Genomic DNA, 25,510 nt, shown 5'->3' on the forward strand with positions numbered 1-25,510 from the left:
GCACGACCTTCCGTCACTCCCCGATTGTCACTGCCATTCTTCCCCAGCCCGAAGGTGTGCCAGCGGGATTCGCCGAGTGGATCCGCGCGGGATCGGTCAGCCGCGGCGCAGATAGGCGTCGATCAGCGGGCCGATCCGCTCCCATGCCTCCGGTGTGATCAGGCGATTGTGACCGAATTCGAGTGGCCGGTCGTGGATCTGCCCGGCGATATAGGGCCGCCAGGTCTCCACGTTCGACACCGCTTCGGGATTGCCCGCGGCGGTGAAGAACAGCAGTTCACCGTCGAACACCTCCGGCCGGTGCACCGAGATCTGCCGCAGCAGGTGGCGTAGATCGCTGTAGAAGTTCTCCAGTTCGGTCGCGGTGAAGGAGATCCCGGCCGCGGCGAGCAGTTCGGCGGCCCGGCCGGGGGTGAGGTCGGCGTGCTCGGGCGGGATGTCGATGCCGCCGAATTCGGCGAGCAGCACCGCGAGCGGGGGCAGGTCGCCGTCATCGGCGATCGAGACGTCGGCGCGGGCATCCATCATGATCAAGGACGGGACTTCGGCACCGCGACGGCGCAATTCGATGGCGACGGCATGCGCGATGGGACCGCCGGCGGAGTAGCCGAGCAGGTGGTAGGGGCCGTGCGGCTGCACGCCGCGGATCTCCTCGGCATAGCGCACCGCCAGTTCGTGAATGGTGCGATCGGCGGTGCCGCCGTCGACCACGCCCGGCGATTGCAGGCCGTACACCGGGCGGTCACGATCGATGTGGCGTACCAATCCGCCGTAGCACCAAGCCAATCCGACGGCCGGGTGCACGCAGAACAGACCCGGCTCGGCACCGCTGGATCGCATGGGCAGCAGCACCCGGAAGGACGCCTCCACACCCGGTTGCGCGGCGGCCTCGGTGAGGCGTCGGGCTAGGGCGGCGGGGGTCGGATCGAGGAACATCCACTGCAAGGGCAGGGGGACGCCGGTGCTCTCGCGCACCAGGGTGACCAGTTGCACGGCGGCCATGGAGTTGCCGCCGGCGTCGAAGAAGTTGTCGTCCACGCCGATTCGAGGATGCTCCAGGACGTTCTCGAACGCGGTGGTGATCAGGCGTTCGGTCTCGGTGCGCGGGGCACGGTAGCCGTGGTGGCGGGGTTCGGGGGCGGCGGGTACGGCCCGGGGCGCGGTATCCGCGGTGAGGGCGGGCAATACGTTCGAGGCGGCGATCGCACCGACTGCCGCCTCCGGTGCGGCGGTGAGCGCGGTCAGCAACGTCACCAGGCCATCGGCCATGGCGTGTGCGGTGGCGTGGTCGAACAGGTCCGTCGCGAAGGTCAACGCGCCGGTCACGCCCGCCGGTTCACCGCCCGGGCCGAACTGTTCGGCCAGCATCCACTCCAGGTCGAATTTGGAACCGGGGGCGGGGGCGGTCAGTGGGCGGATCGTCAAGCCGGACAGCTCCGTCGCGGGCATCTCCAGATTCTGGAAGGCCAGCAGCACCTGGAACAGCGGGTGGTGAGCGGTCGAGCGAGTGGGTGCGAGCGCCTCCACCAGGCGTTCGAAGGGCAGCTCCAGGTTGCCGTAGACGGCGAGGTCGTCGGCGCGGACGGCGTCCAGGGTGGTAGCGAAGTCGGCTGCCGGATCGACCTGTGTGCGCAGCACCACCGTGTTGACGAACATGCCGACCAGATCATCGAATTCGCCGTCGCCGCGACCGGCCACCACGGTGCCGAGAGCGATGTCCGGGGTGCCGGAGAGCCGAGCGAGCAGGACCGCCAGCGCCGCGTGCACCACCATGAAGGGGCTGGCGCCATGCGTACGGGCCAAGACCTGCAATTCGTCGTGAACCGGTGCGGGAACCGTGAATTCGATGCGGCCGCCGACGCCGGAGGGCATGGCGGGCCGCGGCCGGTCGAGGGGCAGCGAGTGCACCGGGGGCAGTCCGTTCAGGCGCTGCCGCCAGAAGTCCAGCTGCCGGTGCGCGAGGCTGTCGGTGTCGGCGTCCTCGCCGAGCAGTTCGCGCTGCCACAGGGCGTAATCGGCGTATTGCAGCGGTAGTTCGGTCCAGGTCGGCGGTTGCCCGGTGGCGCGCGCGGCGAAGGCGGACATGATGTCTCGGGCGAGCGGCGCCATCGACCAGCCGTCGGCGGCGATATGGTGCACGGCCATCGCCAGGACGGTGCGTTCGGCCGAGACGTGCAGGACACAGACGCGCAGCGGGGTTTCCCGGGTGACATCGAAGCCGACCGCGAGCTGGTCGGTGAGCGCTTTCGCGACTTCGCTCTCCTGCACGGCGATTTCGATGATCGAGGCCGGGCCGGCGGGCAGAATCCGCTGGTACGGCAGGCCATCCGGGCCCGCCGGATAGATGGTGCGCAGGGTCTCGTGCCTGGCGATGACATCGGACACCGCGACGCCGAGCACCGAGATATCCAGTGCGCCTGTGATTTCGAAGGCACCGGGAATGTTGTAGACCGGTGAGGCCGGGTCGTAGCGGTTGAGGAACCACATGCGTTGCTGGGCGGCCGACAGCGGAATCCGTTCGGGTCGCGGGCGCGGTCCGGGGCGCGGGCGATCGCTCGCACCGCCTGCGGCGAGGAACGCGGCGAGTTCGGCCACGGTCGGGGCATCGAACAGGGCGCGCACCGGGATCGCCGTATCCGAGGCGGCGGCCAGCCGGGCCACCACCCGGGTCGCGATCAGGGAATTGCCGCCGAGAGCGAAGAAGTCGTCGTCGCGCCACACCCGGTCGATGCCGAGCACTTCGGCGAATACGGCGGCCACGGCCTCTTCGTGCGCACCCATCGGGGCCTGCCGGGCGGCGGTGGAGCGTTCCGGGACAGGCAGGGCGTCGCGGTCCAGCTTGCCGTTGGCGGTGCGCGGGAGCGCGTCCAGCAGCATGATGACCGCGGGTACCAGATAAGACGGAACCCGTTGGGCCACCGCCTTCTTCAGCTCGGCCGGGTCCGGGCGCGGGCCGGGCGCGGGCACCACGTAGCCGGCCAGGAGGCCGCCGCGATCATCCGCGCGGACCAGCGCGACGGCCTGTGCGACAGCGGGATCGGCGGTGAGCGCGGCCTCCACATCACCGAGTTCGATGCGCAGGCCACGCAATTTGACCTGGGTGTCGGTACGGCCCAGGTACTCCAGGCCGTGCTCGCGCCGGCGCACGAGATCTCCGGTGCGGTACATGCGCTCGCCCGGCGCACCGTACGGGTCGGCCAAGAACCGCGCCGCCGTCAGGTCGGCGCGAGCGTAATACCCACGCGCCAAAGCGATCCCGGAGAGGTAGAGCTCACCGACCACGCCGTCTGGAACGGCGCGCAGACGATCGTCGAGGACCAGTGCACGCATACCGGGTCCGGCGGTACCGATGGTGATCGGATCGCCCGGTGCGAGCGGATCGCTGCCGGTCGCCCACACCGTGGTCTCGGTCGGGCCGTAATCATTGAAATGCTTGCGGCCCGGCATGTTCCACGCCTGCACCAACTCGGGCGGGCAGGGCTCACCGCCGGTGATGATCATGCGCAGCTCGGTCAGCCCGGCCGGATTCACAGTGGCCAGCGCCGAGGGTGTGATCGCGACATGCGAAACCCGTTCCCGAGCCAGCAGTTCGGCCAGATCCGGACCGGCGAAGACGGTCGGCGGCGCGACCACCAGCGTCGCGCCCGCGCTGACCGCCATCACCAGCTCCAGGACCGAGGCGTCGAAGCTCGGCGACGCCACGTGCAGCACCCGCGAATCCGCGGTAATCCCGTCGCGTTCCCGTTGCGCTACAGCGAGATTCGCCAGGCCGCGGTGCGTGACGACGACCCCCTTGGGCGCACCCGTCGATCCGGAGGTGAAGATCACGTAGGCCGGATTATCGGCGTACACCCGGCACTCGACAGGCGCGGCAGGCATCTCTGCCGACTCAGGCATCTCCCCCGACTCAGTCGCCTCCGCCGGCTCGGTCGCCTCCGCCGGCTCGGTCGCCTCCGCCGGCTCGGTCGCCTCCGCCGGCTCGGTCGCCTCCGCCGGCTCGGTCGCTTCCGCCAGCTCGGTCGCCTCCGCCAACTCGGTCAACTCCGCCAACTCGGTCAACTCCGCCAGCTCGGTCAACTCCGCCAGCTCGGTTATATCCGCCAGCTCGGTTATTTCCGCTGGCCCGAGCTTCTCGGTGGATGGGGTGGCCTCGTCCACGCTCCACCAATCGACCGTTTCGGGCAGGCGGTCACGCTCGGTGGTCACGGTCAGCCCCAGGCGCACCCCGGACACCTCGACTATGCGGGCAATGCGGTCCGCCGGGTAGGCCGGGTCCACGGGCACGAACGCGGCTCCGGTGCGGGCGATCGCCCAGACCGCGAGCACGGATTCGATCGAACGCGGAATTCCGATTGCCACCAGGGTTTCCGGAGCTGCACCGGCCCGTCGCAGGCGGTCCGCGATCTGCTCGGCACGCGCATCGAGCTCACGGTAGGTCAGGCGCCGGTCACCGCAGACCACTGCGACGCCGTCCGGATTCTCGTTTACCACGTCGTGCATCAACTCCGCCAGCGTGCGGGGTGGCGCGGCGGGCGGAGCCACGGCGAGCAGGTCTTCCCGCTCGTGGGCGGTGAGCAGATCGATATCGCCCACCGGCACAGTGGATTCGGAGGTCGCGACCGTCAGCAGCCGGACCAGGCGCTCCGCGAAGGCGGCCACGGTCGATGCGTCGAACAGGTCGGTGGCGTAGCACCAGCGCAGTTGCAGACCGTCGGCGTCCCCGATCACGGTCAAGCTCAGATCGAATCGGCTGTTGGTCTGCGGCAACTCCAGTGGCGTGACCATCGCATCGGGCAGCTCCAGGCGGGGCATGGCCAAGTTCTGGAACACCAGCATCACCTGTGCGAGGGGATGCCGCGCCTCCGACCGCGCCGGCGCCAGCACCTCCACCAGCCGCTCGAAGGGCACATCCGCGTGCTCGAACGCCGCGAGATCGGCATCCCGTACTCGTCCGAGCAACGCCCCGAACGCCTCGCCGCCGCGAATCCCGGTGCGCAACACCAGCGTATTGACGAACATGCCGACCAGGTCGTCCAGCTCCCGCACGCCGCGACCGGCCACCGGCGTCCCGATCACCACATCGCCGCTGCCGCTCGACCGCGCCAGCAGCACCGCCAGCGCGGCGTGCATCACCATGAACGGCGTCGCCCGATGTGCCCGCGCACACCGCTCCAGCGCGGCCGACAGCGCACCTTCGACTCGCACCACGTATTCCGCGGCCCGATGCGAGGCCCGAGCCGGGCGCGGGCGATCCGAGGGCAGGTCCAGATGATCCGGTAGTCCCGCCAAAGTCCTGGTCCAGAAGTCGATCTGCCGGGCCTGTAGCGACTCGGGGTCGTCGATGGCACCCAGGCGTGCGAGCTGCCATCGCGCGTAATCCGCGTACTGCACCGGCAGCGGCTCCCACACGGGCTGTTCCCCGGCCGCGCGTGTCGCATACGCCGCCACCACATCCCGCGTCAGCGGTGCCATGGAGAAGCCGTCCGTCGCAATATGGTGCGCGACCAGCACGATCACATACTCGGCCGCTTCCGGATCACCGCCCGCCGGCTCGGGCGCGGCATTCCGTCCTGGAGCGCCCTGGTTCGTCGCCCGCACGTAGTCGGGAAGCTGCTCGGACCCGAGGCCGCCCCGGATCGCGGCAGTCGATGCCGCGCCGGTCGCCGACAGTCGAAACACCCTGAGCCGCAACGGTACCGAGGCGGTGACGTCGAAGCCGGTTCCGATGGTCTCGGCGACCGCGTGCGGGAGATCCGACGCGGTGATCGACGCGGGTTCCAGGTCGAGGTGGACTTCGCCGGGGTCGAGAATGCGTTGCACTCCCACGCCGTCGATGTCCGGGTAAACGGTGCGCAGGGTTTCGTGCCGGGTGATGACGTCACGGAGCGCCGCACCCAGCGCCGCCAGATCCAGGCGGCCGGAGAGCCGAAGCGCGACCGGGACGTTGTAGGCCGGAGAGGCCGGGTCGTAGCGGTTGACGAACCACATGCGCTGCTGGGCTGGGGACAACGGCTCGGTGTCGTGGCGCGGTGCTGGAACCAGCCGCTCGCTCTCGTGACCTGCGGCGGTCACCGGCGCGGCGGCGGTCGTGTCGCCCGACGCCATGCGGCGAGCGAGTTCCGCGACGGTCGGCGCTTCGAACAACATCCTGACCGGTACCTGGGTATGCAGTTCGGCGCTCAGCCGGGCCGCGACGCGGGTGGCGATCAGCGAATCGCCGCCCAGGGCGAAGAAGTCGTCGTGCGCCCCGACCCGCTCGTGACCGAGTACCTCCGCGAAGGTCGCCGCGATCGGAATCTCGTCACCCACCGGCGCTACGTAATCCGCCTGCGCCAGCACGGGTTCCGGCAGTGCACGGGTATCGACCTTGCCGCTGCGAGTGCGGGGCATCTCCGCCAGCACCTGGATGCTCGACGGCACCAGGTAGCGGGGTAACCGCTCACCCAGCCAGGCCGTCAACTCCCGGATGACGGACGCGCCGCGAGGTTCGCCACCTATCGGTGCGAGTACGGTTCCAGCGCCGGGGAATTCGCGCGGCGGCGCACTATCGTCCGCGATTTCGCCGATCCGGGCATTGTCCGAAAGGGTTACATAGGAGCAGAGGGCGGTGGCACCGGCCGGGGTGCGGTATGCGGTGGTGACGGCTGCGGTTACCTCGGGGTGGGTCAGGAGGGCGGCATCGACCTCGCCGGGTTCGACGCGGATGCCGCGGATCTTGACCTGGAAGTCGGATCGGCCGACGTATTCGAAACCTGCTGGGGTGCAGCGCATCAGGTCACCGGTGCGGTACAGGCGGGAGCCGGGTTCATGGGGGTCGGCGATGAATCGGGTGGCGGTCAGGTCGGGGCGGCCGGTGTAGCCCTGAGCTACGCCTGGGCCTCGGACGTACAGTTCACCGATCGCGCCGACCGGGACGGGGCGCAGCCAGTCGTCCAGTAGCAGGAGCGTCGTGCCCGGCACGGGAGTGCCGATGAGACCGGCGGTTTCGGGGGTCATGGGGTCGCCGAAGCTGGCGGCGACGGTGGTTTCGGCGGGCCCGTAGGAGTTCACCAGGATGCGGCCGGGGCGCAGGCGGCGGATCAGCGCCGGTGGGCACGGTTCGGCACCGGTGATGATGGTGTGGACGGTGTCGAGGGTGTCCGGTTCGAGGGTGCCCAGCACGGTGGGCGTGCAGATCAGATGTGTCGCAGCGCCTTCCAGGACGGCGGCGGACAATTCCGCGCCCGCATTGGCGTCCGGCGCCGCAAGGATCAGGGTGCCGCCGGCGGCGAAGGTGGACAGCCAGACCAGGATCGCGGCGTCGAAGGCCGGGTTCAGGCAGTGCATGACTTGCGAGTCGTGAGTGAAGCGGCAGCGTTCGGTGGTGGCGGCGACCATATTCGACAGTCCGGCGTGGGTGACCACTACGCCCTTGGGGGTGCCGGTGGAGCCGGAGGTGAAGACGATGTACGCCGCATGGCCGGGCAGCAGGCGGGTCGCGCGCTCGGCATCCGTCATCGCGGACTCCGGCAGTGCGCGAATCGATTCCGTGAGGTCCGGACTGTCCGAGCACAGCCAGGGCAGGTCGGGGGGCAGTTCAGTCATGACCTGACCGGCCGTAATACCCAGTACCGCATCGCATTCCGAGATGATGGCAGCGGTACGCGCCGTTGGTTGCGTGACATCGATCGGCACGAACGCGGCCCCGGTCTTCGCGATCGCCCACAGGGCGACCATCGCATCGACCGATCTCGGCAGCGCCACCAGGATCGCGACGCCCGGCCGCGCGCCCGCACGAATCAACCTGCGCGCCAGTTGATTCGATCGCGCATCCAGTTCGCCGTAGCGCAGCGAATCGGCGGCACCGCCGGTGGCGACGATCGCCACGGTATCCGGTGTGGCCTCGGCGGTGAGCAGGTCGGGAAGCAGGCGAACGGGTCTCGCGGGGGTGCCCCGGCGGACGGCATCATCCAGGTCGATGCCGCGCAGGCCGGCGGTCCGGCGGGTCCGGCTTTCGGTCAGAGCCGTCAACAGCCTGGCGAAGCGGGCGCAGATCGATTCGGCTTGCGCGGCGGTGAAATAGCGCGGCGATCGAGTCAGTTCGAAGCGCAGTCCGTTGCCCGCGTACGTGGCCAGCGACAGCGGGTAGTGGGTGCCGTCGAAGGTGCGGATATCGGTGACGGTCAGGTCCGCGCGGCGGGTGGCGGCGGTGAGCGAGGCCGTATCGACGGGATAGGACTCGAAGACGGTGGCTGTGTCGAACAGTGGGCCGAGCGCTGTTCGGGAGTGGATTTCGTCGAGGCCGAGGAACTGATGCTCCGCGAGAGCTGCCTGCTCGCGCTGCACCCGGGTGAGCAGGTCCCCCACCGGCTCGGCGGGATCGACGGTGATGCGCACCGGGACGGTATTGACCAGCATGCCGACCATACGTTCCGCACCGGGCAGCTCCGGCGGGCGGCCGGAGACGGTGGCACCGAAGACGATATCGGCGGAGCCAGTGAGTTCGGACAGCTGGAGCGCCCAGGCGACCTGGACGAGGGTGTTGAGCGTGACCTGGCAGGCGGCGGCCGTCGCGCGCAGTCGCTCGACAATTGTTTCGTCCACCGGGATTTCGTGTGCTTCCGGGGTGGTCGCGGCATCCGCGCGGGGCGCGGTCGGCGCGACCAGCGTCGGACCGGACAATCCTTCGAGCGCCGTGGCCCATGCCTGTGCGGCGCGTTCCCGGTCACGGGTGGACTGCCATTCCAGATAGCGCGTGAACGGCACCGGTGGGGTGAAATTCCGGTCTTCGCCGTGTGTTTCGTAGAGGCCGATCAGCTCGGCGAACAGAATCGGCATGGACCAGCCGTCGAGGATCAGGTGATGGTTGGTGATGACGATGCGGAATCGCCTGCCGCCCAGCGCGATACACAGGAATCGCAACAGCGGCGCTTCGTCGACGGCGAAGGGGGTACGCAGCTCGCGTGCCGCGATCTCGTCCAATTCGGCCGCGGTGGCGTCGAATGCCTCGATGTAGGTGCACGGCGCCTCAGCCCGTGCGGCGATCACCTGCACGGCCCGTTCACCAGCGGATACGAATGCCGCGCGCAGCACCTGATGGCGGCGCACCAGCGCGTTCGCGGCCGCGGTCAGCCGATCCGGGTCGAGGTCGGCCTCCACATCGATGACCGCCTGCACCGAATACCCGTCGGACGCACCCGCCGCCAGCTGCGCCTGGAACAGCAGTCCACGCTGTAGCGGCGTCAACGGCAGAACATCCTCCAGCCGACCGTAACGCTTTTCCCAGCAGTTGATTTCGCGCTGCGTAGTCGACAGCAGCGGCAGATCCACGGGGGTGAACCCGCCCGCCTCCGGGTCACTCACCAACCCGGCGAGTTCCTCGACCACCGCGACCCACTCCCCCGCCAGCGCCTCCACCTCACCGCGATGCAGCGCCCCGTCGGCGAATTGCCAAACCGCGCGAATCCGCTGCCCCGCAGCCGATTCCAAAATCACCGCATCCACGGAAAGCACCGCCGCCAACGGCATCTCCGGATCCGCGTGCCCACCCAGCCGATCCGCCACCGACACCGGCAGCCAATCTCCCTCGGCCTCGATATCCGGAATCTGGCCCAGATAGTTGAACCCGACCTGCGGTTCCGGCAACGCCGCCAGCTGCGCCCCCGTCTCCGAGTTCAGATACCGCAGCAGCCCGAAGCCGAATCCGCCCCGGGGCACACTCCGCACCTGTTCCTTGACCGCCTTCAAAGCCGTCGCCACCGAATCGATCACCACCGGCCCCAACCGCATCGGCACCTGGGCGGTGAACCATCCCACCGTCCGCGACAGGTCCGCCCCCGGCACCGCGACCTCATCCCGCCCGTGCCGCTCAACCATCACCACAACGGGTTCGGCCGCATCCGCCAGCCGTCCGCGCGCCGATCGCCGCCGCGCCAACGCCACCGTCAACGCGGTGAGCAGCGCCTCCTCCACCCCGCACCGGAAAGCGCTCGCGACGCCCGCCACCAACGCCTCCGAAGCATCGGCGGACACCTCGACCTCGACCTGCCCGGCCGACCCATGCGTATCCACCCGCGCATCCAGCCGCCGCCGGCCCACCAGCGGGTCGGGAGCCAGCACACCGCGCCAATACGCGACCTCACCCATCGGCCATTCCGCGCCGAGGTGGCTTGCGCCTGTGGATGTTTCGGTAGCCGACCGCGCGCTTGCCTGCTCAGCCGGAGTCGCGTCAACCGCGCCGTCCTGTGACGTCGCCACTGCGGAAACCGGGGGAACTTCCAGTTCCGCCGCAGCAGGTTCAGGGTTCGCCAGGGCTCTCAGGGCGTGCGCCCATGTCCGTGCCGAAGTGCCGGTGGGCGGCAGCTCCGGATCCGCTCCGGCCGATGCCCGCGCCCACGCGGACATCAAGTCCGGCAACAGGATCCGCCAGGAAACCGCATCGCACGCCAGGTGATGCACTGCCACCAACAGCCGGCCCGGCTCGCCCGCACCCGCGTCCAGCCAAGTCAGGGCGATCATCACTCCAGCGCGCGGATCGAGCCGCGCCACGGTGTCCGCCAGCGCCCGATCGAGGACGCCCGCCCGTGCCACTACCGGCCGGGACTCCGGTGCACCACTCCGCGAGTCCGCTACCTCGAGAGGCGAGTCGGCGGCGACTGACACAGCGTTACCCGCCGCGGCAGCCGATGTACTTGGGGCGCAGTCGATTCGGGCGAGGAGGTGGGTGGCGTCGGTCAGATGACGCGGCGGTACCTCGAGCTCCGGGCCGGTCTCGCCGTCGATCACGCGGGCGCGCAACATGTCGTGGCGGTCGAGGAGCGCCTCGAGCGTGCGTCGCAGGGCTACGGGTTCGACGCCGATCGGAAGACGGACCACCATGGATTGGGCGAAATGCTCCCAACCGGGGCGGGCGAGCAGCCAGGCGGCGACCGGGGTCAGGGGCATGCGGCCGGTGCCGCCGCCGGGCAGCTCGGGCAGGCGGGCCGGGGTTTCGTCCAACTGGCCCACTACGGCCGCCAAGGCGGCGGGAGTGCGGTGTTCGAAGACGTCACGGGCGGAGAAGACCAGGCCGGCGGAGCGAGCACGCGAGACCAGCGTGATGGCCATGATGGAATCACCGCCGAGGGCGAAGAACGACGCGTCGGGGTCGATACTCGCGGCCCCGAGCACCTCGGCGAAGAGACCGCACAGGGCACGTTCGGCGGCGGTACTCGCCGTGCGCGCGGGAACCTGCTGGACGGCAACGGGTTCCGGCAGGGCGCGGCGATCGACCTTGCCGTTGGCGGTGAGCGGGAGCGCACCCAGGACGGTGACGGTGGCCGGAACCATATAGGGCGGCAGGCGCCGCGCGGCGTGGTCGAGCAGGTCCGCTTCGCTGAGAGTGACCCCGGCGTGCGGGACGACGTACGCGGCGAGCAGGGTGGCACCGCCGGGGCTCGGTCGCGCGACCGTCACGGCGATCTCGACATCGGGGTGATCGTGCAACGCCGCATCGATCTCACCGAGTTCGATCCGCATACCGCGCAACTTCACCTGGAAGTCGCCGCGGCCGACGTACTCGAGGACTCCGGACTCCGTCCAGCGCACCAGGTCTCCGGTGCGATACATGCGGGATCCGGGCGGACCGGCCAAGGCGGGGACGAAGCGCTCGGCACTCAACCCTGGACGGCCGACGTACCCGCGCGCCACCCCGGGACCGGTCACATACAGCTCCCCGGCGACACCGGTCGGCACCGGCCGCAGCCGGCGGTCCAGCACCAGCATGCCCGCACCGGGAATCGGATCACCGATTCCGGCGTTCTCACCGGGCACCAGCCCGCGCGTGTAGGTGACGGCCACCGTGGATTCGCTGGGACCGTACGAATTGAGCAGCTCCCGCCCGATCCCGAAGCGCGCCACGATATCCGGCGGCGTCGGCTCGCCACCGGAGGACACCGCCCGTACTCCCTCGAGCGCATCCGGCTCCAGCGTGGACAACACCGCGGGTGTCGAACACACCTGCGAGATCCCGTAATCCCGCACCAGAGCGGCCAATTCGTCACCGAGCACCGGATCAGCCTCGGCCACAACCAGAGTCGTGCCGGAGGCGAACGCCATCAGCCATTCCAGCACCGAAGCATCGAAACTCGGATTCAAGCACTGCAAGACCCGCGCACCCGGCTCGACCCGATATGCCCGCACGATCGCCTCGGCCAACCCGGACAACCCGGCATGCGTCACCACAACGCCTTTGGGCACGCCCGTCGACCCCGACGTGAACACGATGTACGCCGGATTCCCCACCCTGGGCTGCCCGCACAGCTCCGCGACCGCCAGCGGCGCGTACGAAGACGGCGCGGAGTCGATATCTGCGACAACGGATTCACCGCATCCGCCTGGAACCGGCCCCGCAGCGGGCTCCGACGAAATGGGCACGGCGCGACCGGCAGCGGCTTCGGGAACCGGCCCCGCAACACGCTCCGATCGCACGGGTACGGAACTTCGGTCTTCCCGATCGGAGACCGCCCCGGCGATACGCTGAGTCGACCACGGCATCGCATCGACACCGGACAACAGGTCATCGAGGGTGAGCCAGTGCACCGAACCGGGCAGGTCCACAGCCTGCTCGGCGAACGTGAGGCCGACGCGGGCGCCGCATTCCGCGGCGATACGGGCCACTCGTTCACCCGGCAGGCCGACCCCCAGCGGCACGAAGGCCGCACCGGTCTTGGCCACCGCCCACAGCGCCACCATCGCCTCCGCCGAGCGCGGAAGGGCCAGCAGGACCGCATCTTCCGGACACACGCCCGCGCCGGAGCGCAGCAACATTCGGGCCACGCGATTCGACATCGCGTCCAGCGCGGCATAAGTGAGCTGCCGCTCCCCGGCGATGATCGCAATCCCCTCGCCCCCTGCGCGTTCCATACCCGCGGCGAGAATCTCGGGCAGCAGCATCGGTTCGGGCGGTGGCGCGCCGTGTGCGCCGGTGAGCAACCCGCGTTCGTCGGGCGTCCAGTACTCGAGCGCGCCGACGCCCGTTTCCGGTTCCGCCGCCAGCAACGAGTCCAGCAGGGTCAGGAAGCGGCGGTGATGCCGTCCGAGCGAATCCTCCTCGTACAGGCGCGGATTCGCGGCGAAGTCGACGTGGATGGGCGCGCCCGCACCGTGCTGGTAGAAGTTGACGAACAGGTCCTCGATCGGGCCCGAGGTGAGCACGTTCAGGTCGGTTTCCAGGCCCGCGAACCCGATCGGCGCGGGGAACAGCATGATGTTGATGACCGGACCGACGAATCCGCGTGAGAGCTCGGCCCCGGATTCGGCCTCCTCGAACCGCATGTCCTCGTGCCGGAAACGCTGGTGCCGCAGCGCCCCGGAGGCCGCCACCCGCACCGCGTCCATCACCGCGCCGACGGTCCCGTCCCGCGGCACCCGCACCCGCAGCGGCACCACATTCGACACCATGCCGCCCGAGCGGCGCAGCACCGCGGTGGTGCGCCCGGACACCGGCAGGCTGATCACCACGTCCTCGGTGGCGGTGAGCCGCGCGTAGTAGAGCGCGACGGCGGCCATCACCAGCCCGGCCGGGCTGGTGCCGAAACGCTCGGCCGCGCGTTCCAGGCGCGTGGCCGTCCCCGCCGAGAGCTCGGCGCGCGCCTCCCGCCCGAGCGCGCACGCGGGTGCGGTGGCAGCCACCAGGCTGCACCGCCGCGGCATCCCGGCGGTGATCTCCCGCCAGTACCGCTCGTCGCCGGCGTATCGGGTGGAATCCCGGTACGCCAGCTCCGCCTCGTGCACGTCGAGCAGGGACGCCGCGGTGCCGGGAGGCGCCATCTGCCCGTGCACCGCGGCGTTGTACAGCTCGGCGACCCGGTAGAGCATGGTCACCGAACCGAATCCATCGATGAGGATGTGGTGTGCTCGGGTGTACCACAGGTGATGGTCCTGTCCGACCCGAATCACGGTTGAGAGACCTGCTTGTGTCCCGAGCAGGTCGATGGGCGCGGCGGCGTCGGCGCGCATCCACTCCAGTGCGGCGGCGATCGGGTCGGGCCGGTCGCGGAAGTCCAGGAAACCCACGGCGGGTACCAGATTGGGGTCCACCACCTGGTAGGGGCGACCCTCGATCTCCGCCAATCGCAGTACGCCGGAACCGAATTCACGGCCCGCGATCATGCCCGCGTTACGCAGTGCCGCCAGGTTCAGCGGCCCCCGCATCTCGATGTACTGGGCTTCGGCCAGCGGCACGCTCGGATCCAGTTGCTGCGCAAGCCACATGCCGTGCTGGGCCGGGGACAGCGGAAACACCGTCGCGGTCTGTTCCGCCGCGAGTTCGCGCGTCATGACCGGTCACCGTCTGCCGGTGGCGCACGAATCGTCTTCCGGCACCTCACGATAGGCCGGCACGAAGCTGTCGGGGCGAGAAGTCAAGCGCGCCACCATTACCGCGCGGACATGCGCGGGCAGCATAGGTGCGAACTTGCGCACGTACGCGTCCATCCATTCGCGGCGATCGACCAGGAAGGGGAAATCGGTTGTCATCATGCTTCGCACCACCAGCATCGGCATGGGCGCGTCCAGCGGCCGAAAGTCCTTGTTCCACAAGCCGGGTTGATCGCATCCCGGGTAGAATTGCCCGAACATCGTTCCGCGCTCGACGAATTTGCTCTTGAATTCGTCGTGCATCTCATCGATCAATGAATATTCGGTCAAATTCGGGAAGACCGTCACCAGCGTGCGCAGCACGGAGGTGGAACTGCCGTTCCCGGTGGGCAGTTCGGGATACAACTCGAGGGCGTCCTCGATGATGGCCCGCACCCAGACCCGGCGCGGCGCGGCGGCCGGCACCTGCGCCAACCACAGCAGATCGCGCCGGAGCGACGGCTTCACATACGGGCAGACGGGCCCGTCGCGGCCTAGATCGTCGTGGGGCCGAGTCAGAAAAGAATCAGCCCAAGATCGAAAATCCGCTACCGTGGAACGGGCAGCGGGACAAGAGGATCCGGTCTCCCCCAGAGAAACCCATTGCAGCCCCGAGCGGGGGCCGATAACACGCTCGCTCATGACTCACCTCGGCAGATCGACAAGCATCAACGCCAGAGCGCTGTGCTCGTACATATATAAATAGTGCCCGGGTCATGGGTCGTTAACACGAGTAGCGCGATACCCAATTTCGCTACAGCGCCCCAAATTTGGGGGGCAGGCGAATATAAAAAAGACCGGTCAATCTATGACCGGTCTTTCTCAGACAGCTGGAATTACGCGCCGAGCAGGCGAGTAGCCAGGTAGCCCTCTACTTGATCTAGAGCAATGCGCTCCTGGGCCATCGAGTCACGCTCGCGGACGGTCACCGCGTGATCTTCAAGGGTATCGAAATCGACGGTGATGCAGTAGGGCGTGCCGATCTCGTCCTGGCGGCGGTACCGGCGGCCGATCGCGCCCGCGTCGTCGAACTCGATATTCCAGTTCTTGCGCAGCTGCGCGGCCAGATCCTTGGCCTTCGGCGACAGCTCGGCATTGCGCGAGAGCGGCAGCACGGCGGCCTTGACCGGGGCCAGGCGGTGGTCCAGGCGCAGCGTGATGCGATCCTCCACGCCGCCCTTGGCCGTCGGGACCTGCTCGACGTGGTACGCGTCGACCAGGAAGGCCATCAGCGAACGGGTCAGGCCGGCCGCGGGCTCGATCACGTACGGGGTGAAGCGCTCGCCGGCGGTCTGATCGAAGAAGCTCAGATCCTGGCCCGAATGCTCGGAGTGGGTCTTCAGATCGAAGTCGGTGCGGTTGGCGACGCCCTCGAGCTCGCCCCACTCGCTGCCCGCGAAGCGGAAGCGGTACTCGATATCCACCGTGCGGGTGGAGTAGTGCGAGAGCTTCTCCTTCGGGTGCTCGTACAGCCGCAGGTTCTCCGGATCGATGCCCAGGTCGGTGTACCAGGCCAGGCGGGTGTCGATCCAGTACTGATGCCACTGCTCGTCTTCACCCGGCTTGACGAAGAACTCCATCTCCATCTGCTCGAACTCGCGGGTGCGGAAGATGAAGTTGCCCGGGGTGATCTCGTTGCGGAACGACTTGCCGATCTGCGCGATGCCGAACGGCGGCTTCTTGCGCGCGGTGGTCTCGACGTTCTTGTAGTTCACGAAGATGCCCTGCGCGGTCTCGGGGCGCAGGTAGTGCATGCCCTCTTCGGATTCGACCGGGCCCAGGTAGGTCTTCAGCATCATGTTGAAGTCCTTGGGTTCGGTCCACTTGCCCACGGTGCCGCAGTCCGGGCACACGATGAGCTCCATGGCGACCGAGTCCGGGTCGTCGAGCTTGTGCTTCTCGGCGTACGCCTCCTGCAAGTGGTCCTGGCGGTGCCGCTTGTGGCAGTTGAGGCATTCGACCAGCGGGTCGTTGAAGACCGCGACGTGACCGGAGGCGACCCACACCTGACGCGGCAGGATGATCGACGAGTCGAGACCGACCACGTCGTCGCGGCTGGTCACCATGGACCGCCACCACTGCCGCTTGATGTTCTCCTTGAGCTCGACACCCAGCGGCCCGTAATCCCACGCCGATCGCGTGCCGCCGTAGATCTCACCACTCGGGTACACGAGACCCCGACGCTTGGCGAGGTTGGCGACGGTGTCCACCTTCGACTTGGGTGCCACTCTGGATATCTCCATCCGGTCCGGAAGATTGCAGGGATGCTTCCAGCCTATCTGGCGGGGTCACGTGATTTTTCCCTGGCCCGCCGCAGTAGCGACGGGCCAGGGGTAGGCGGCGGTGGGCGCGGCCGACCGCTCCGCACGCGGGGGTTCGGGGGGCGTAGCCCCTGCGGGTCAAGGAGTGTCGGATTGACATGCGCACCCGTGCATATAAGAATGGCATCGGTTTCCAATAAGGAGTTGGTACTGATGACCACGGACAGCGGCGCTCCCCTGCGGCGTTCGCACGTCGCGACGGAACCCCCGGCTGCGATCCCGCACGACCCGTATCCCTACCGGTCTCCGATGCCGCCCGCGGTCCCCTCGCGGAACATCCTGGACTCCGCCGGAGAGCTGTTGCGCGCCCTGGCCGCGCCGGTGCGCATCGCCATCGTGCTCCAGCTCCGGGAATCCCCGAGATGCGTCCACGAGTTGGTCGATACCCTCGGGGTGACCCAGCCGTTGATCTCGCAGCACCTGCGGATCCTCAAATCGGCGGGTGTGGTCCGCGGCGAGCGCACCGGCCGCGAAGTCATCTACGAACTTGTCGACGAGCATCTGGCGCACATCGTCATCGATGCCGTCGCCCACGCCGAGGAAGGGTGATCCGTGGGAACAACCGAGAAGACGGTAGGCGTGCGCAGCACCCGCCAGCGCAGCGCCATCGCCGCCCTCCTGTCGGACATCGACGAATTCCGTTCGGCGCAGGAACTCCACGACGAGCTGCGCAAGCGCGGTGAGGGCATCGGACTGACCACGGTCTACCGGACGCTGCAATCGCTGGCCGAGGCCGGCCTGGTCGACGTATTGCGCACCGACACCGGGGAATCGGTGTACCGGCAGTGCTCGACCGGGCACCATCATCACCTGGTGTGCCGGCACTGCGGGCGCACCGTGGAGGTCGAGGGCCCGACGGTGGAAGCCTGGGCGGATTCCATTGCGGCCGAACACGGTTTCACCGATATCAGCCACACCATGGAGATCTTCGGCACCTGCCGGCAGTGCTCCCAGGCTTGATCCGGAAATGCTCGGTGCCCCTTGCGTCTCACGCAAGGGGCACTTCGCTTTTCGAGCCGCGATCAGCCGATCAGTGCACGGACACCGGTTCCGGCGCGACCGCCGCGGCCGCCGGGCGCGGGGTGCGCAGGTAACCGATGCCGAGCAGCACCACTCCGGCGAGCGCCCACACCAGCAGCACCGCGAGCGGACGCGCGATCGAGGCATCGCCGAAGTAGGCGACCGAGCGGAACAGGGTCGCGGCCGCACCCGGCGGCATCAACTGGCCGATGGTCCCCCACGGCTGCGGCAGCAGTTCCGGCGCGGAAGTGGCCGCGGAGAAAGGGTTGGCGACCAGCAGCATGGTCAGCGCCGCGACGCCGATGCCCGCCTTGCCGATTGCGGCGGCCAGACCGACGACCGCTCCGGCAGCCGCGAACGAGACCAACCCGGCGACCGCCGCGAGGGCCGGGTACGAACCGGGCAGCAGCGACAACCAGCCTTGCACGATGGCCATGCTGAGCAGGCCGCCGACGACCGCGAAGGTCAGCAGGCCGAGACCGCGGGCCGCGACGGACGGAACCAGCAGGGTCAGCAGCACACCGGCGGCGATGCAGGACATGACCAGCGGCAGCACCATCGCACCGAAACCGGCCCCGCGCGGGTCGTCGGAGTCGGCGGCGACCACATCCTGCACGGCGGCAGCGGGAGTCCCCGAGAGCTGCTGGGCGATGGCCGAAAGCTGCTGCGCCACCATCGGACTGGCGGCGGAGGCGACCATGACGCGGGGCTGGCCGTTGCCGGTGACGATGGCCCCGTACACATCTCGCGATTCGATGGCCGCCTGCGCCGCGGATTCGTCTGTGACGGTGTGGATGTCGAAGGCGTCGGCATCATGCTCGGTGAGCTTCTGGGCGACCATGGCGGCCTGCGGGCCGGCCACCGCGACGGGCAGATCACGCGGCCCGACATTGGCCGCGGGCCAGGCGAAGGCGATCAGCATGACGGCTTGGATGAGGGCGGCCACGAGGCCGAGGGCGACTGCGCGCTGGGTGATGTTCATCAGGCACTTCCAAGAAAGCGAATGTTCGTTCTTTGTTGTTGGGACAACCCTGACATCCGGCTGTCACCTTGTCAAGAACGGATATTCGTTTTACTTTGAGGTCATGCCCCGAGTCAGTGCAGAACACCTGGAACGCCGCCGGCAGCAGATCCTCGACGCCGCGCAGACCTGCTTCGCCCGCAAGGGTCTGCACACCACCACCATGCAGGACGTCTTCACCGAATCCGGGCTCTCGGCGGGTGCGGTGTACCGGTACTTCAAATCCAAGGACGACATCATCGCGGCCCTCACCACCGAGGCCACGGTCGACCTGCGCGCCGCGCTCACCGAAGCCGTCTACAGCGATCCGCTGCCCACTCCCCCGGAACTCATCCGCACCATAGCCGAAACCATCGTCCGCCTCAGCGAATCGGACGGACCGGTGCGACTGATCCCGCAGGCCTGGGCGCTGGCCCTCACCGACGCGAACATCGCCGACTACGTACGCACCAATATCGGCGGCATCCGGCGGCTCTGGCGCGAGTACGCCGAGCGGATGCGCGAGCTCGGCTGGCTCCCGGCCGATACCGATCTGGACGCCGTCGCCATGGCGTTCCTCGGGCTACTACCCGGGTTCATCCTCCAGCACCTCATCCTCGGCGACACCGACCCGGAGACCTTCGCGCGCGGCGTCGAACAGCTCTTGCCCGGTTACCGGCACGCCGCGACGTCCGCGGGTTGATACTGCTGAGGGGATCGCGTTGAACCGGAGGCAATGTGCTCAGCACACGACAGACCAACTCGGCGGCCGGCCGCCATCGCTTCGCCCGGTTCGCGGCCATCTTGCTGCTCGGGGTGACGCCGCTGCTGTTGGCGGGATGTAACGACAAAGAAGATCATTCGGCGCACGATCCGAACGGAACCGCCGCGGGACAACGGAATGTCAGCGGCACGGCTGCGTCCGGCACCGCCTCGGCGGGTCGGTCGGTGGTTCGCGAGATCGGCAAGACCGGCTGGTGGGACGGGTTCACCATCACCGTGAACAAGGCGACCGTGGTGCCCGGCGGGGCCAATGAGAACTCCAAGGTCCGTATCGACCTGACGTACAAGAACAACACCGGGAAAGCCGCCGCCGTGGACTCCTCGATCCTGTTCCTGGAGAACAACGGCAAGGTCGACAATGTCGCCAACTACGACATTCCCACCGTTCCGGGTAAGGGTTCGGCGGCCGGCACCATCAGTACCAGCGTGCCGCAGACCTCCGATTTCGAGCATCTGCTCGACAAGCTGACCGTAGTGTTCGGCCAGGGGTCGGACAATCAGACCAAGTTCCCGCTCGCCGCATCGGCCAAGGCGGAGAGCGTCCAGCCCAAGGCTTTGACCGTGACCGGCAAGCTGGTGCAGGCCCCGATCACCGTCGAGATCACCGGCGGGGAACTCGCGCCCAGCTACAAGAAGGGCGAGCAGGGCAAGATGACGGTCGCGCTCAATTTGAAGCTGTCCTGCGGAACCGGTTGCGCGGCAGGCGGATACAACGTGTGGGACGACGACTTCAAACTGGAGACCTCGAGCGGGACCATCGCGGCCGACGAGCGCGGCAATGTGAACGAGCTGCTGTCCTCGGAGAGCCGGACCATCGAGGCGCTGACGCCGGTGGTGTTCGTGCTGCCCGCGCCGGGGACCGGGACCTACACGCTCAGCTACAACAACAAGGTGCTGAGCAATCTCGGTGCGACGCCGGCCACGCTGGTGATCAACGTCGCCTGAGCCCTCTCGTCATCCCGGCATGCTTTCAGCCGGGATCCATACGTCGCGAATGCTCAACGAACCGTGTGGATTCCGGCCAAGAGCACGCCGGAATGACGGGTGTTTACGGCACCAAGCCTTGCCGGGCGCGCCCGACACCGGAGAGCACCAGCAGCAGCATGGTGGCGAGGGCCTCGTCCTCCAGGCCGGCGGCCGGGAAGGTGTAGCGCAGCATCACATCGGCCTGCTGGCCGCGCGTGATCACGGTGATCGAGCCGAACTGCAATTCCGCATTGCGCTCGGCGACCTTCTTGTGCAGCTGCGCCTTCAACGGCCGATCCCAGGCCAGCACGCTGGTCAGCGTCAGCACGTCAAGTCCCGGAGCCAGATTCACCCCGCGCAGCGAGCACAGCGCGCCGTCGAAGGTGAAGTCCAGGCCGCCGCCTTCCACACGCACGTTCACGTCGTAGCCCGCGAGGACGGCTCCGGCGCGCGCCTGAAGCTCCTCGGCCGCGCTGGGTTGATCGCTCACTTGACGCCTCCGAACCGGCGATCCCGCTTGGCGTACTCCAGGCAGGCGTCCCACAGGTTCCGGCGATCGAAATCCGGGAAAAGCGTGTGCTGGTAGACGAATTCGGCGTAGGCGGCCTGCCAGATCAGGAAGTTGGAGCTGCGCAGCTCACCCGAGGGCCGCAGGAACAGATCCACATCCGGCATATCCGGTTCGTCCAGGTACTGCGCGAAGGTGGTCTCGTTGATCTTCTCCGGATCCAGCTCACCCGCCGCCACCCGGCGCGCGATCTCCCGTGCGGCATCGGCGATCTCGGCCCGCCCGCCGTAGTTCACGCACATGGTCAAGGTCATCACCGTATTGTCCTTGGTGAGCTCCTCCGCGACCTCCAATTCCTTGATCACGCTGCGCCACAACCGCGGTCGCCGCCCCGCCCAGCGCACCCGCACCCCCATTTCGTTCATCTCGTCGCGCCGCCGCCGGATCACATCCCGGTTGAACCCCATGAGGAACCGCACCTCATCCGGCGACCGCCGCCAGTTCTCGGTGGAGAACGCATAAGCCGAAAGCCACTTCACCCCGATCTCGATGCACCCCTCCACCGCATCCATCAGCACCGCTTCCCCGCGCTCGTGCCCAGCGGTCCGCGGCAGCCCGCGCTCCTGCGCCCAGCGCCCGTTGCCATCCATCACCAGCGCCACATGCCTGGGCACGAACTCCGCCGGAATATTGGGCGGCGTCGCCCCCGAAGGATGCGGCGACGGCGGGCGCACAGTACGGGTGGCCCCGGCTTCGGACTTGCTGCGGTTACCGATCACGCCCCTATCCTGCCCGACGCCCCCGCCCCGCCGAACGAGACCACGGCCTTCCTCCCACCATCTCCACACCCCGCCCACATCCGGCCCCCGCCGTCGCGTCCCACAGCACCGCGCGGGCCCGGTGCCACCGGGTGCGAGCACCGATTAACACCGTTATCGCGCGGCGAGTATCGGCGTGCGTACGGATCCACCCCGGTCCGGCGCAGCATCGCTCGCGCCGGCGCCAACGGTCAGCGGCAGCATCATGATCGAGGTCGCGTACGCCGGGATCGGACTGTGCACCGCGAACGCGGCCCACGTGGTGAGCGCCGGACCGGCGTGACACCACCGCGGAGAGGGCCGCTCGCCACGGGCGAAGTCGGGTTCGGAATTGTCCGGGCCGGACGATCAGCCCAGGGCCGGGGCGGATTCGGGGCGGTCGGCCAGTTCGTGGGGACGAGCGCGCTCGATGAGCGGGAGGGTGCGGAGTTGCCGCTCCAGATGCCATTGCAGGTGGGCGGCGATGAGGCCGCTGGCCTGGCGGCGGTGGGAGTCGGGGACGGCGTTGACGCCGGACCAGTCGCCGCGATTCAACGCGCTCATGTGGTCGAGGACGCCGAGCATGGGGGTGGCGGCGCCGGGTGGGCGGCAGTGGACGCAGACCGCGCCGCCGGCGGAGACGTGGAAGGCGCGGTGCGGACCGGGGGTGGCGCAGCGCGCGCAGTCCTCCAGGGCCGGGGCCCAGCCCGCGAAACCCATGGCGCGCAACAGGAATGCATCGAGGATGAGTTCGGGGGGACGGTGTGCCAGGGCGAGAGCGCGCAGGGCTCCCGCGGTGAGGGTGTGCAGCCGGGGGGCCGGGGCGCGTTCCTCACCGGCGAGGCGTTCGGCGGTTTCGAGGACCGCGCAGGCGGTGGTGTAGCGGCCGTAGTCGGCGACGATATCGGCGGCGAAGGCTTCCAGCGTCGACACCTGGGTGATGGTGTCGAGGTTGCGGCCGGGGTGCAGCTGCACGTCGACGTAGGCGAACGGCTCGAGCCGCGCCCCGAACTTGGAGCGGGTTCGCCGCACGCCCTTCGCGACCGCGCGCACCAGGCCGTGCTGGCGGGTCAGCAACGTGACGATGCGATCGGCCTCGCCCAGCTTGTGCTGGCGAACCACCACCGCATGATCCCGATACAACCGCACCGAGACAGTCTCGCATGCGGCACCGACCGGGCGGCGCCGTGTCGGCCGCGAGTTCGCAAGCTGAGGCGCACTCACGTTGGACGTGTGACCAGGATCGCGCTACGTTTCACTTCGACGGCAGGGAGACGGGACTCACATGACGATGGCGGCTATCGGCGAACTCGGGTTGGCGGAGCTCGCGGCGGCACTGGCGACGGGCAAGGTCAGCTCGGTGCAGGCGACCACCGCGGCGCTGGATCGGATCGAGGCCAGTCAGGCCGGGCTCAATGCCTTCCGGATCGTGCGGCGGGCCGAAGCGCTGGCCGAGGCGGCCGAAGCGGATCGCAAGCTCGCGGCGGGTGCGCGGGCGCCGCTGCTCGGGGTTCCGCTCGCCATCAAGGACGACACCGATCTGGCCGGTACGCCAACGGCTTTCGGGTGCGGCGGGGATTTCCCGGTGCGGACCGAGGATGCCGAATCGGTGCGCCGGCTGCGTCTCGCCGGAGCGGTGATCGTCGGCAAGACCAATACCTGCGAGCTCGGGCAGCTCCCGTTCACCAGCGGTGACGCGTTCGGGCACACCCGGAATCCGTGGGGAGCCCAGCACACGCCGGGCGGTTCGTCGGGCGGCTCGGCCGCGGCGGTGGCGGCCGGATTGGTCCCCGCCGCACTGGGTTCCGACGGCGCGGGCTCGGTGCGCATCCCGTCGGCGTGGAACAACCTGGTCGGCATCAAACCGCAGCGCGGGCGCATCTCCACCTGGCCGCTGCCGGAAGCGTTCTACGGGCTCACCGTCAACGGCCCGCTCGCCCGCACCGTGGCCGACGCCGCGCTGCTGCTCGATGCCGCCGCCGGACCGCATCCGGGCGACCTGCACACCCCGCCCGCCGTCAACGCCTCCGATGCCGTCGGCCGCGACCCGGGCCGCCTGCGCATCGCCCTGTCGTTGCGAATTCCGTTCACCGGCACCAGAACCGCCCTCGACCACGAGGTGGAAGCCCGCGTCCGCGCCACCGCGAACACCCTGCGCGCCCTCGGCCACGAGGTGACCGTCGCCGATATTCAGTACGGCGTCCTCGCCGGCGCGACCTTCCTGCCGCGCTCCATGGTCGGCATTCGCGAAGCCCTGCAACGACTTCCGGGCGCGAAGGTGGATCCCCGCACCGACCACAATGCCCTGGTCGGCCGCATCCTCTCCCCCGTACTCTTCGCCGCACGCCAGGCAGAGCCGTTGCTACAGAAGCGAATCGGCGGAATTTTCAAGGACTTCGACGTGGTACTGGCCCCCACCACCGCCACGCCGCCCCCGCGTGTGCACGAAATCGACGGCATCGGCTCCTGGGCGACCGACGAACTCATCACCGCCGCTTGCCCTTACACCTGGCCCTGGAATGTCCTCGGCTGGCCCGCGGTCAACGTCCCCGCGGGCTTCACCGAATCCGGTCTCCCGGTAGGCGCGCAGCTCATGGGCCCCGCCAACTCCGAAGCCCTGCTGGTCTCCGTTGCCGCCCAACTGGAATCCGAACTCCAGTGGCACACCCACCGCCCCACCCCCTGGTGGAGCTGACCCATCGGTGAGTGGGAAATGGTTGCGGCATCGCGCGAGAGCACCCCGCAACCATTTCCCACTGACCGTGCGGTCTGCTCTAGAAGCCGAGTTTGCCGAGTTGCTTGGGGTCGCGCTGCCAGTCCTTGGCGACCTTCACGTGCAGGTGCAGGTAGATGCGGGTGCCCAGGATGTGCTCGATCTGCTTGCGGGCGTTGGTGCCGACTTCCTTGAGCCGGTTGCCGCCCTTGCCGATGATGATGGCCTTCTGGCTGGGGCGTTCGACGTAGAGAAGGGCGTGGACGTCGAGCATGTCCTCGTTCTCCTCGCGCGGCAGCACCTCTTCGATGACCACGGCGAGGGAGTGCGGGAGCTCGTCGCGCACGCCTTCCAGGGCCGCCTCGCGGATCAGCTCCGCCATGAGGGTTTCCTCGGGCTCGTCGGTCAGCTCGCCGTCCGGGTAGAACGCCGGGCCTTCGGGCATCTGCGAGGCGATGACGTCGATGAGCGTCTCGACCTGCTCGCCCTTGACCGCGGAGACCGGCACCAGTTCGGCTTCGGGACCGAGCAATTGGGAGACGGCCATCAGCTGATGCGCCACCTGGTCCCGGTTCACCTTGTCGATCTTGGTGACCACACCGAGCAGCTTGGTCTTGGGCGCCATGGTCCGGATCTGGTCGACGATCCAGCGGTCACCGGGGCCGATCTTCTCGTCGGCCGGGATGCAGATGGCGATCACATCGACCTCGGAGTACGTATCGCGCACCAGATCGTTGAGGCGCTGACCGAGCAGCGTGCGCGGGCGATGCAGACCGGGCGTGTCCACCAGGATCAGCTGCGTGTGCGGACGGTGCACGATGCCGCGGATGGTGTGCCGGGTGGTCTGCGGGCGCGAGGAGGTGATCGCGATCTTCTGCCCCACCAGGGCATTGGTCAGCGTCGACTTGCCGGTGTTCGGCCGGCCGACGAAACAGACGAAGCCGGAACGGAATTCGCCCGTGTCCTTGTTCCCCAGTCCGCTGTCGCTCATTCGAACACCTCCGATTCGGTATCGAGATCCAGTCC

Annotated in this window: 13 protein-coding genes; 5 read left to right on the forward strand and 8 right to left on the reverse strand. The window is 68.6% G+C overall.

Going from position 1 to position 25,510, the window contains the following annotated elements; all coding sequences use genetic code 11:
- Positions 1-96: 96 nt before the first annotated feature.
- The 3 genes from NI1_RS21135 to NI1_RS21145 all read right to left on the reverse strand — a co-directional run bounded on the left by NI1_RS21135 (position 97) and on the right by NI1_RS21145 (position 16,604).
- Positions 97-14,298: a non-ribosomal peptide synthetase gene (locus NI1_RS21135; protein ID WP_067823529.1), complete on the reverse strand. Its 14,202-nt coding sequence runs from the start codon at positions 14,296-14,298 to the stop codon at positions 97-99.
- Positions 14,299-14,304: 6 nt separating this feature from the next.
- Positions 14,305-15,018 carry a DUF6875 domain-containing protein gene (locus tag NI1_RS21140; RefSeq protein WP_245663333.1) on the reverse strand — a complete coding sequence of 238 codons (714 nt, stop codon included), beginning with the start codon at positions 15,016-15,018 and terminating at the stop codon, positions 14,305-14,307.
- Between the two features lie 194 nt (positions 15,019-15,212).
- Entirely contained in the window at positions 15,213-16,604 is a 1,392-nt protein-coding gene (locus tag NI1_RS21145; RefSeq protein ID WP_067823532.1) for a glycine--tRNA ligase, read from the reverse strand.
- 342 nt (positions 16,605-16,946) lie between these two features.
- Between NI1_RS21145 and NI1_RS21150 the strand changes: the two genes are divergently transcribed.
- Together NI1_RS21150 and NI1_RS21155 are read left to right on the forward strand one after the other, a co-directional pair.
- Positions 16,947-17,246, forward strand: a complete 300-nt coding sequence (locus NI1_RS21150) for an ArsR/SmtB family transcription factor (protein ID WP_067721488.1) — start codon at positions 16,947-16,949, stop codon at positions 17,244-17,246.
- A 3-nt stretch (positions 17,247-17,249) separates the two neighbouring features.
- Positions 17,250-17,657, forward strand: a complete 408-nt coding sequence (locus tag NI1_RS21155; RefSeq protein WP_067823535.1) for a Fur family transcriptional regulator — start codon at positions 17,250-17,252, stop codon at positions 17,655-17,657.
- A 70-nt stretch (positions 17,658-17,727) separates the two neighbouring features.
- On the opposite strand, the gene NI1_RS21160 is transcribed toward NI1_RS21155, so the two are convergent.
- On the reverse strand, positions 17,728-18,699 hold the full coding sequence (locus tag NI1_RS21160; RefSeq protein WP_084523495.1) for a hypothetical protein: 972 nt from the start codon (positions 18,697-18,699) through the stop codon (positions 17,728-17,730).
- A 103-nt stretch (positions 18,700-18,802) separates the two neighbouring features.
- On the opposite strand from NI1_RS21160, the gene NI1_RS21165 reads away from it, so the two are divergent.
- A complete protein-coding gene (locus NI1_RS21165; protein ID WP_067823538.1) occupies positions 18,803-19,420 on the forward strand; it encodes a TetR/AcrR family transcriptional regulator in 618 nt (205 codons plus the stop codon).
- A gap of 35 nt (positions 19,421-19,455) precedes the next feature.
- A complete protein-coding gene (locus NI1_RS21170) occupies positions 19,456-20,445 on the forward strand; it encodes a hypothetical protein (RefSeq protein WP_067823541.1) in 990 nt (329 codons plus the stop codon).
- A 103-nt stretch (positions 20,446-20,548) separates the two neighbouring features.
- Here the strand turns inward: NI1_RS21170 and NI1_RS21175 are convergent, their stop codons facing one another.
- The 3 genes from NI1_RS21175 to recO form a co-directional block, all read right to left on the reverse strand.
- Positions 20,549-20,956 (reverse strand): hypothetical protein, encoded by a 408-nt coding sequence (locus tag NI1_RS21175; RefSeq protein ID WP_067823544.1) that lies wholly within the window; start codon positions 20,954-20,956, stop codon positions 20,549-20,551.
- Positions 20,953-21,753 carry an isoprenyl transferase gene (locus NI1_RS21180; protein WP_084523496.1) on the reverse strand — a complete coding sequence of 267 codons (801 nt, stop codon included), beginning with the start codon at positions 21,751-21,753 and terminating at the stop codon, positions 20,953-20,955. Before NI1_RS21180 ends, NI1_RS21175 begins: the two co-directional genes overlap by 4 nt.
- A 387-nt stretch (positions 21,754-22,140) precedes the next feature.
- Entirely contained in the window at positions 22,141-22,920 is a 780-nt protein-coding gene (recO, locus tag NI1_RS21185) for a DNA repair protein RecO (RefSeq protein ID WP_067823547.1), read from the reverse strand.
- Between the two features lie 136 nt (positions 22,921-23,056).
- Between recO and NI1_RS21190 the strand changes: the two genes are divergently transcribed.
- Positions 23,057-24,466, forward strand: coding sequence for an amidase (locus NI1_RS21190; RefSeq protein ID WP_067823550.1), 1,410 nt, complete (start codon positions 23,057-23,059; stop codon positions 24,464-24,466).
- 79 nt (positions 24,467-24,545) lie between these two features.
- Here NI1_RS21190 and era read toward each other — a convergent pair whose 3' ends face one another.
- The gene (gene era, locus NI1_RS21195; protein ID WP_067823552.1) at positions 24,546-25,475 is read right to left on the reverse strand and encodes a GTPase Era; all 930 of its coding nucleotides are present in this window, start codon (positions 25,473-25,475) and stop codon (positions 24,546-24,548) included.
- Positions 25,476-25,510 lie beyond the last annotated feature (35 nt).

Source organism: Nocardia inohanensis NBRC 100128, assembly GCF_001612945.1.
Taxonomy (GTDB): domain Bacteria; phylum Actinomycetota; class Actinomycetes; order Mycobacteriales; family Mycobacteriaceae; genus Nocardia; species Nocardia inohanensis.

Coding starts and splice junctions, on each gene's coding strand:
- NI1_RS21135 (WP_067823529.1), bottom strand. CDS start 14,298: ATGACGCGCGAACTCGCGGCGGAACAGACCGCGACGGTGTTTCCGCTG.
- NI1_RS21140 (WP_245663333.1), bottom strand. CDS start 15,018: ATGAGCGAGCGTGTTATCGGCCCCCGCTCGGGGCTGCAATGGGTTTCT.
- NI1_RS21150 (WP_067721488.1), top strand. CDS start 16,947: ATGCCGCCCGCGGTCCCCTCGCGGAACATCCTGGACTCCGCCGGAGAG.
- NI1_RS21160 (WP_084523495.1), bottom strand. CDS start 18,699: ATGAACATCACCCAGCGCGCAGTCGCCCTCGGCCTCGTGGCCGCCCTC.
- NI1_RS21165 (WP_067823538.1), top strand. CDS start 18,803: ATGCCCCGAGTCAGTGCAGAACACCTGGAACGCCGCCGGCAGCAGATC.
- NI1_RS21190 (WP_067823550.1), top strand. CDS start 23,057: ATGACGATGGCGGCTATCGGCGAACTCGGGTTGGCGGAGCTCGCGGCG.
- era (WP_067823552.1), bottom strand. CDS start 25,475: ATGAGCGACAGCGGACTGGGGAACAAGGACACGGGCGAATTCCGTTCC.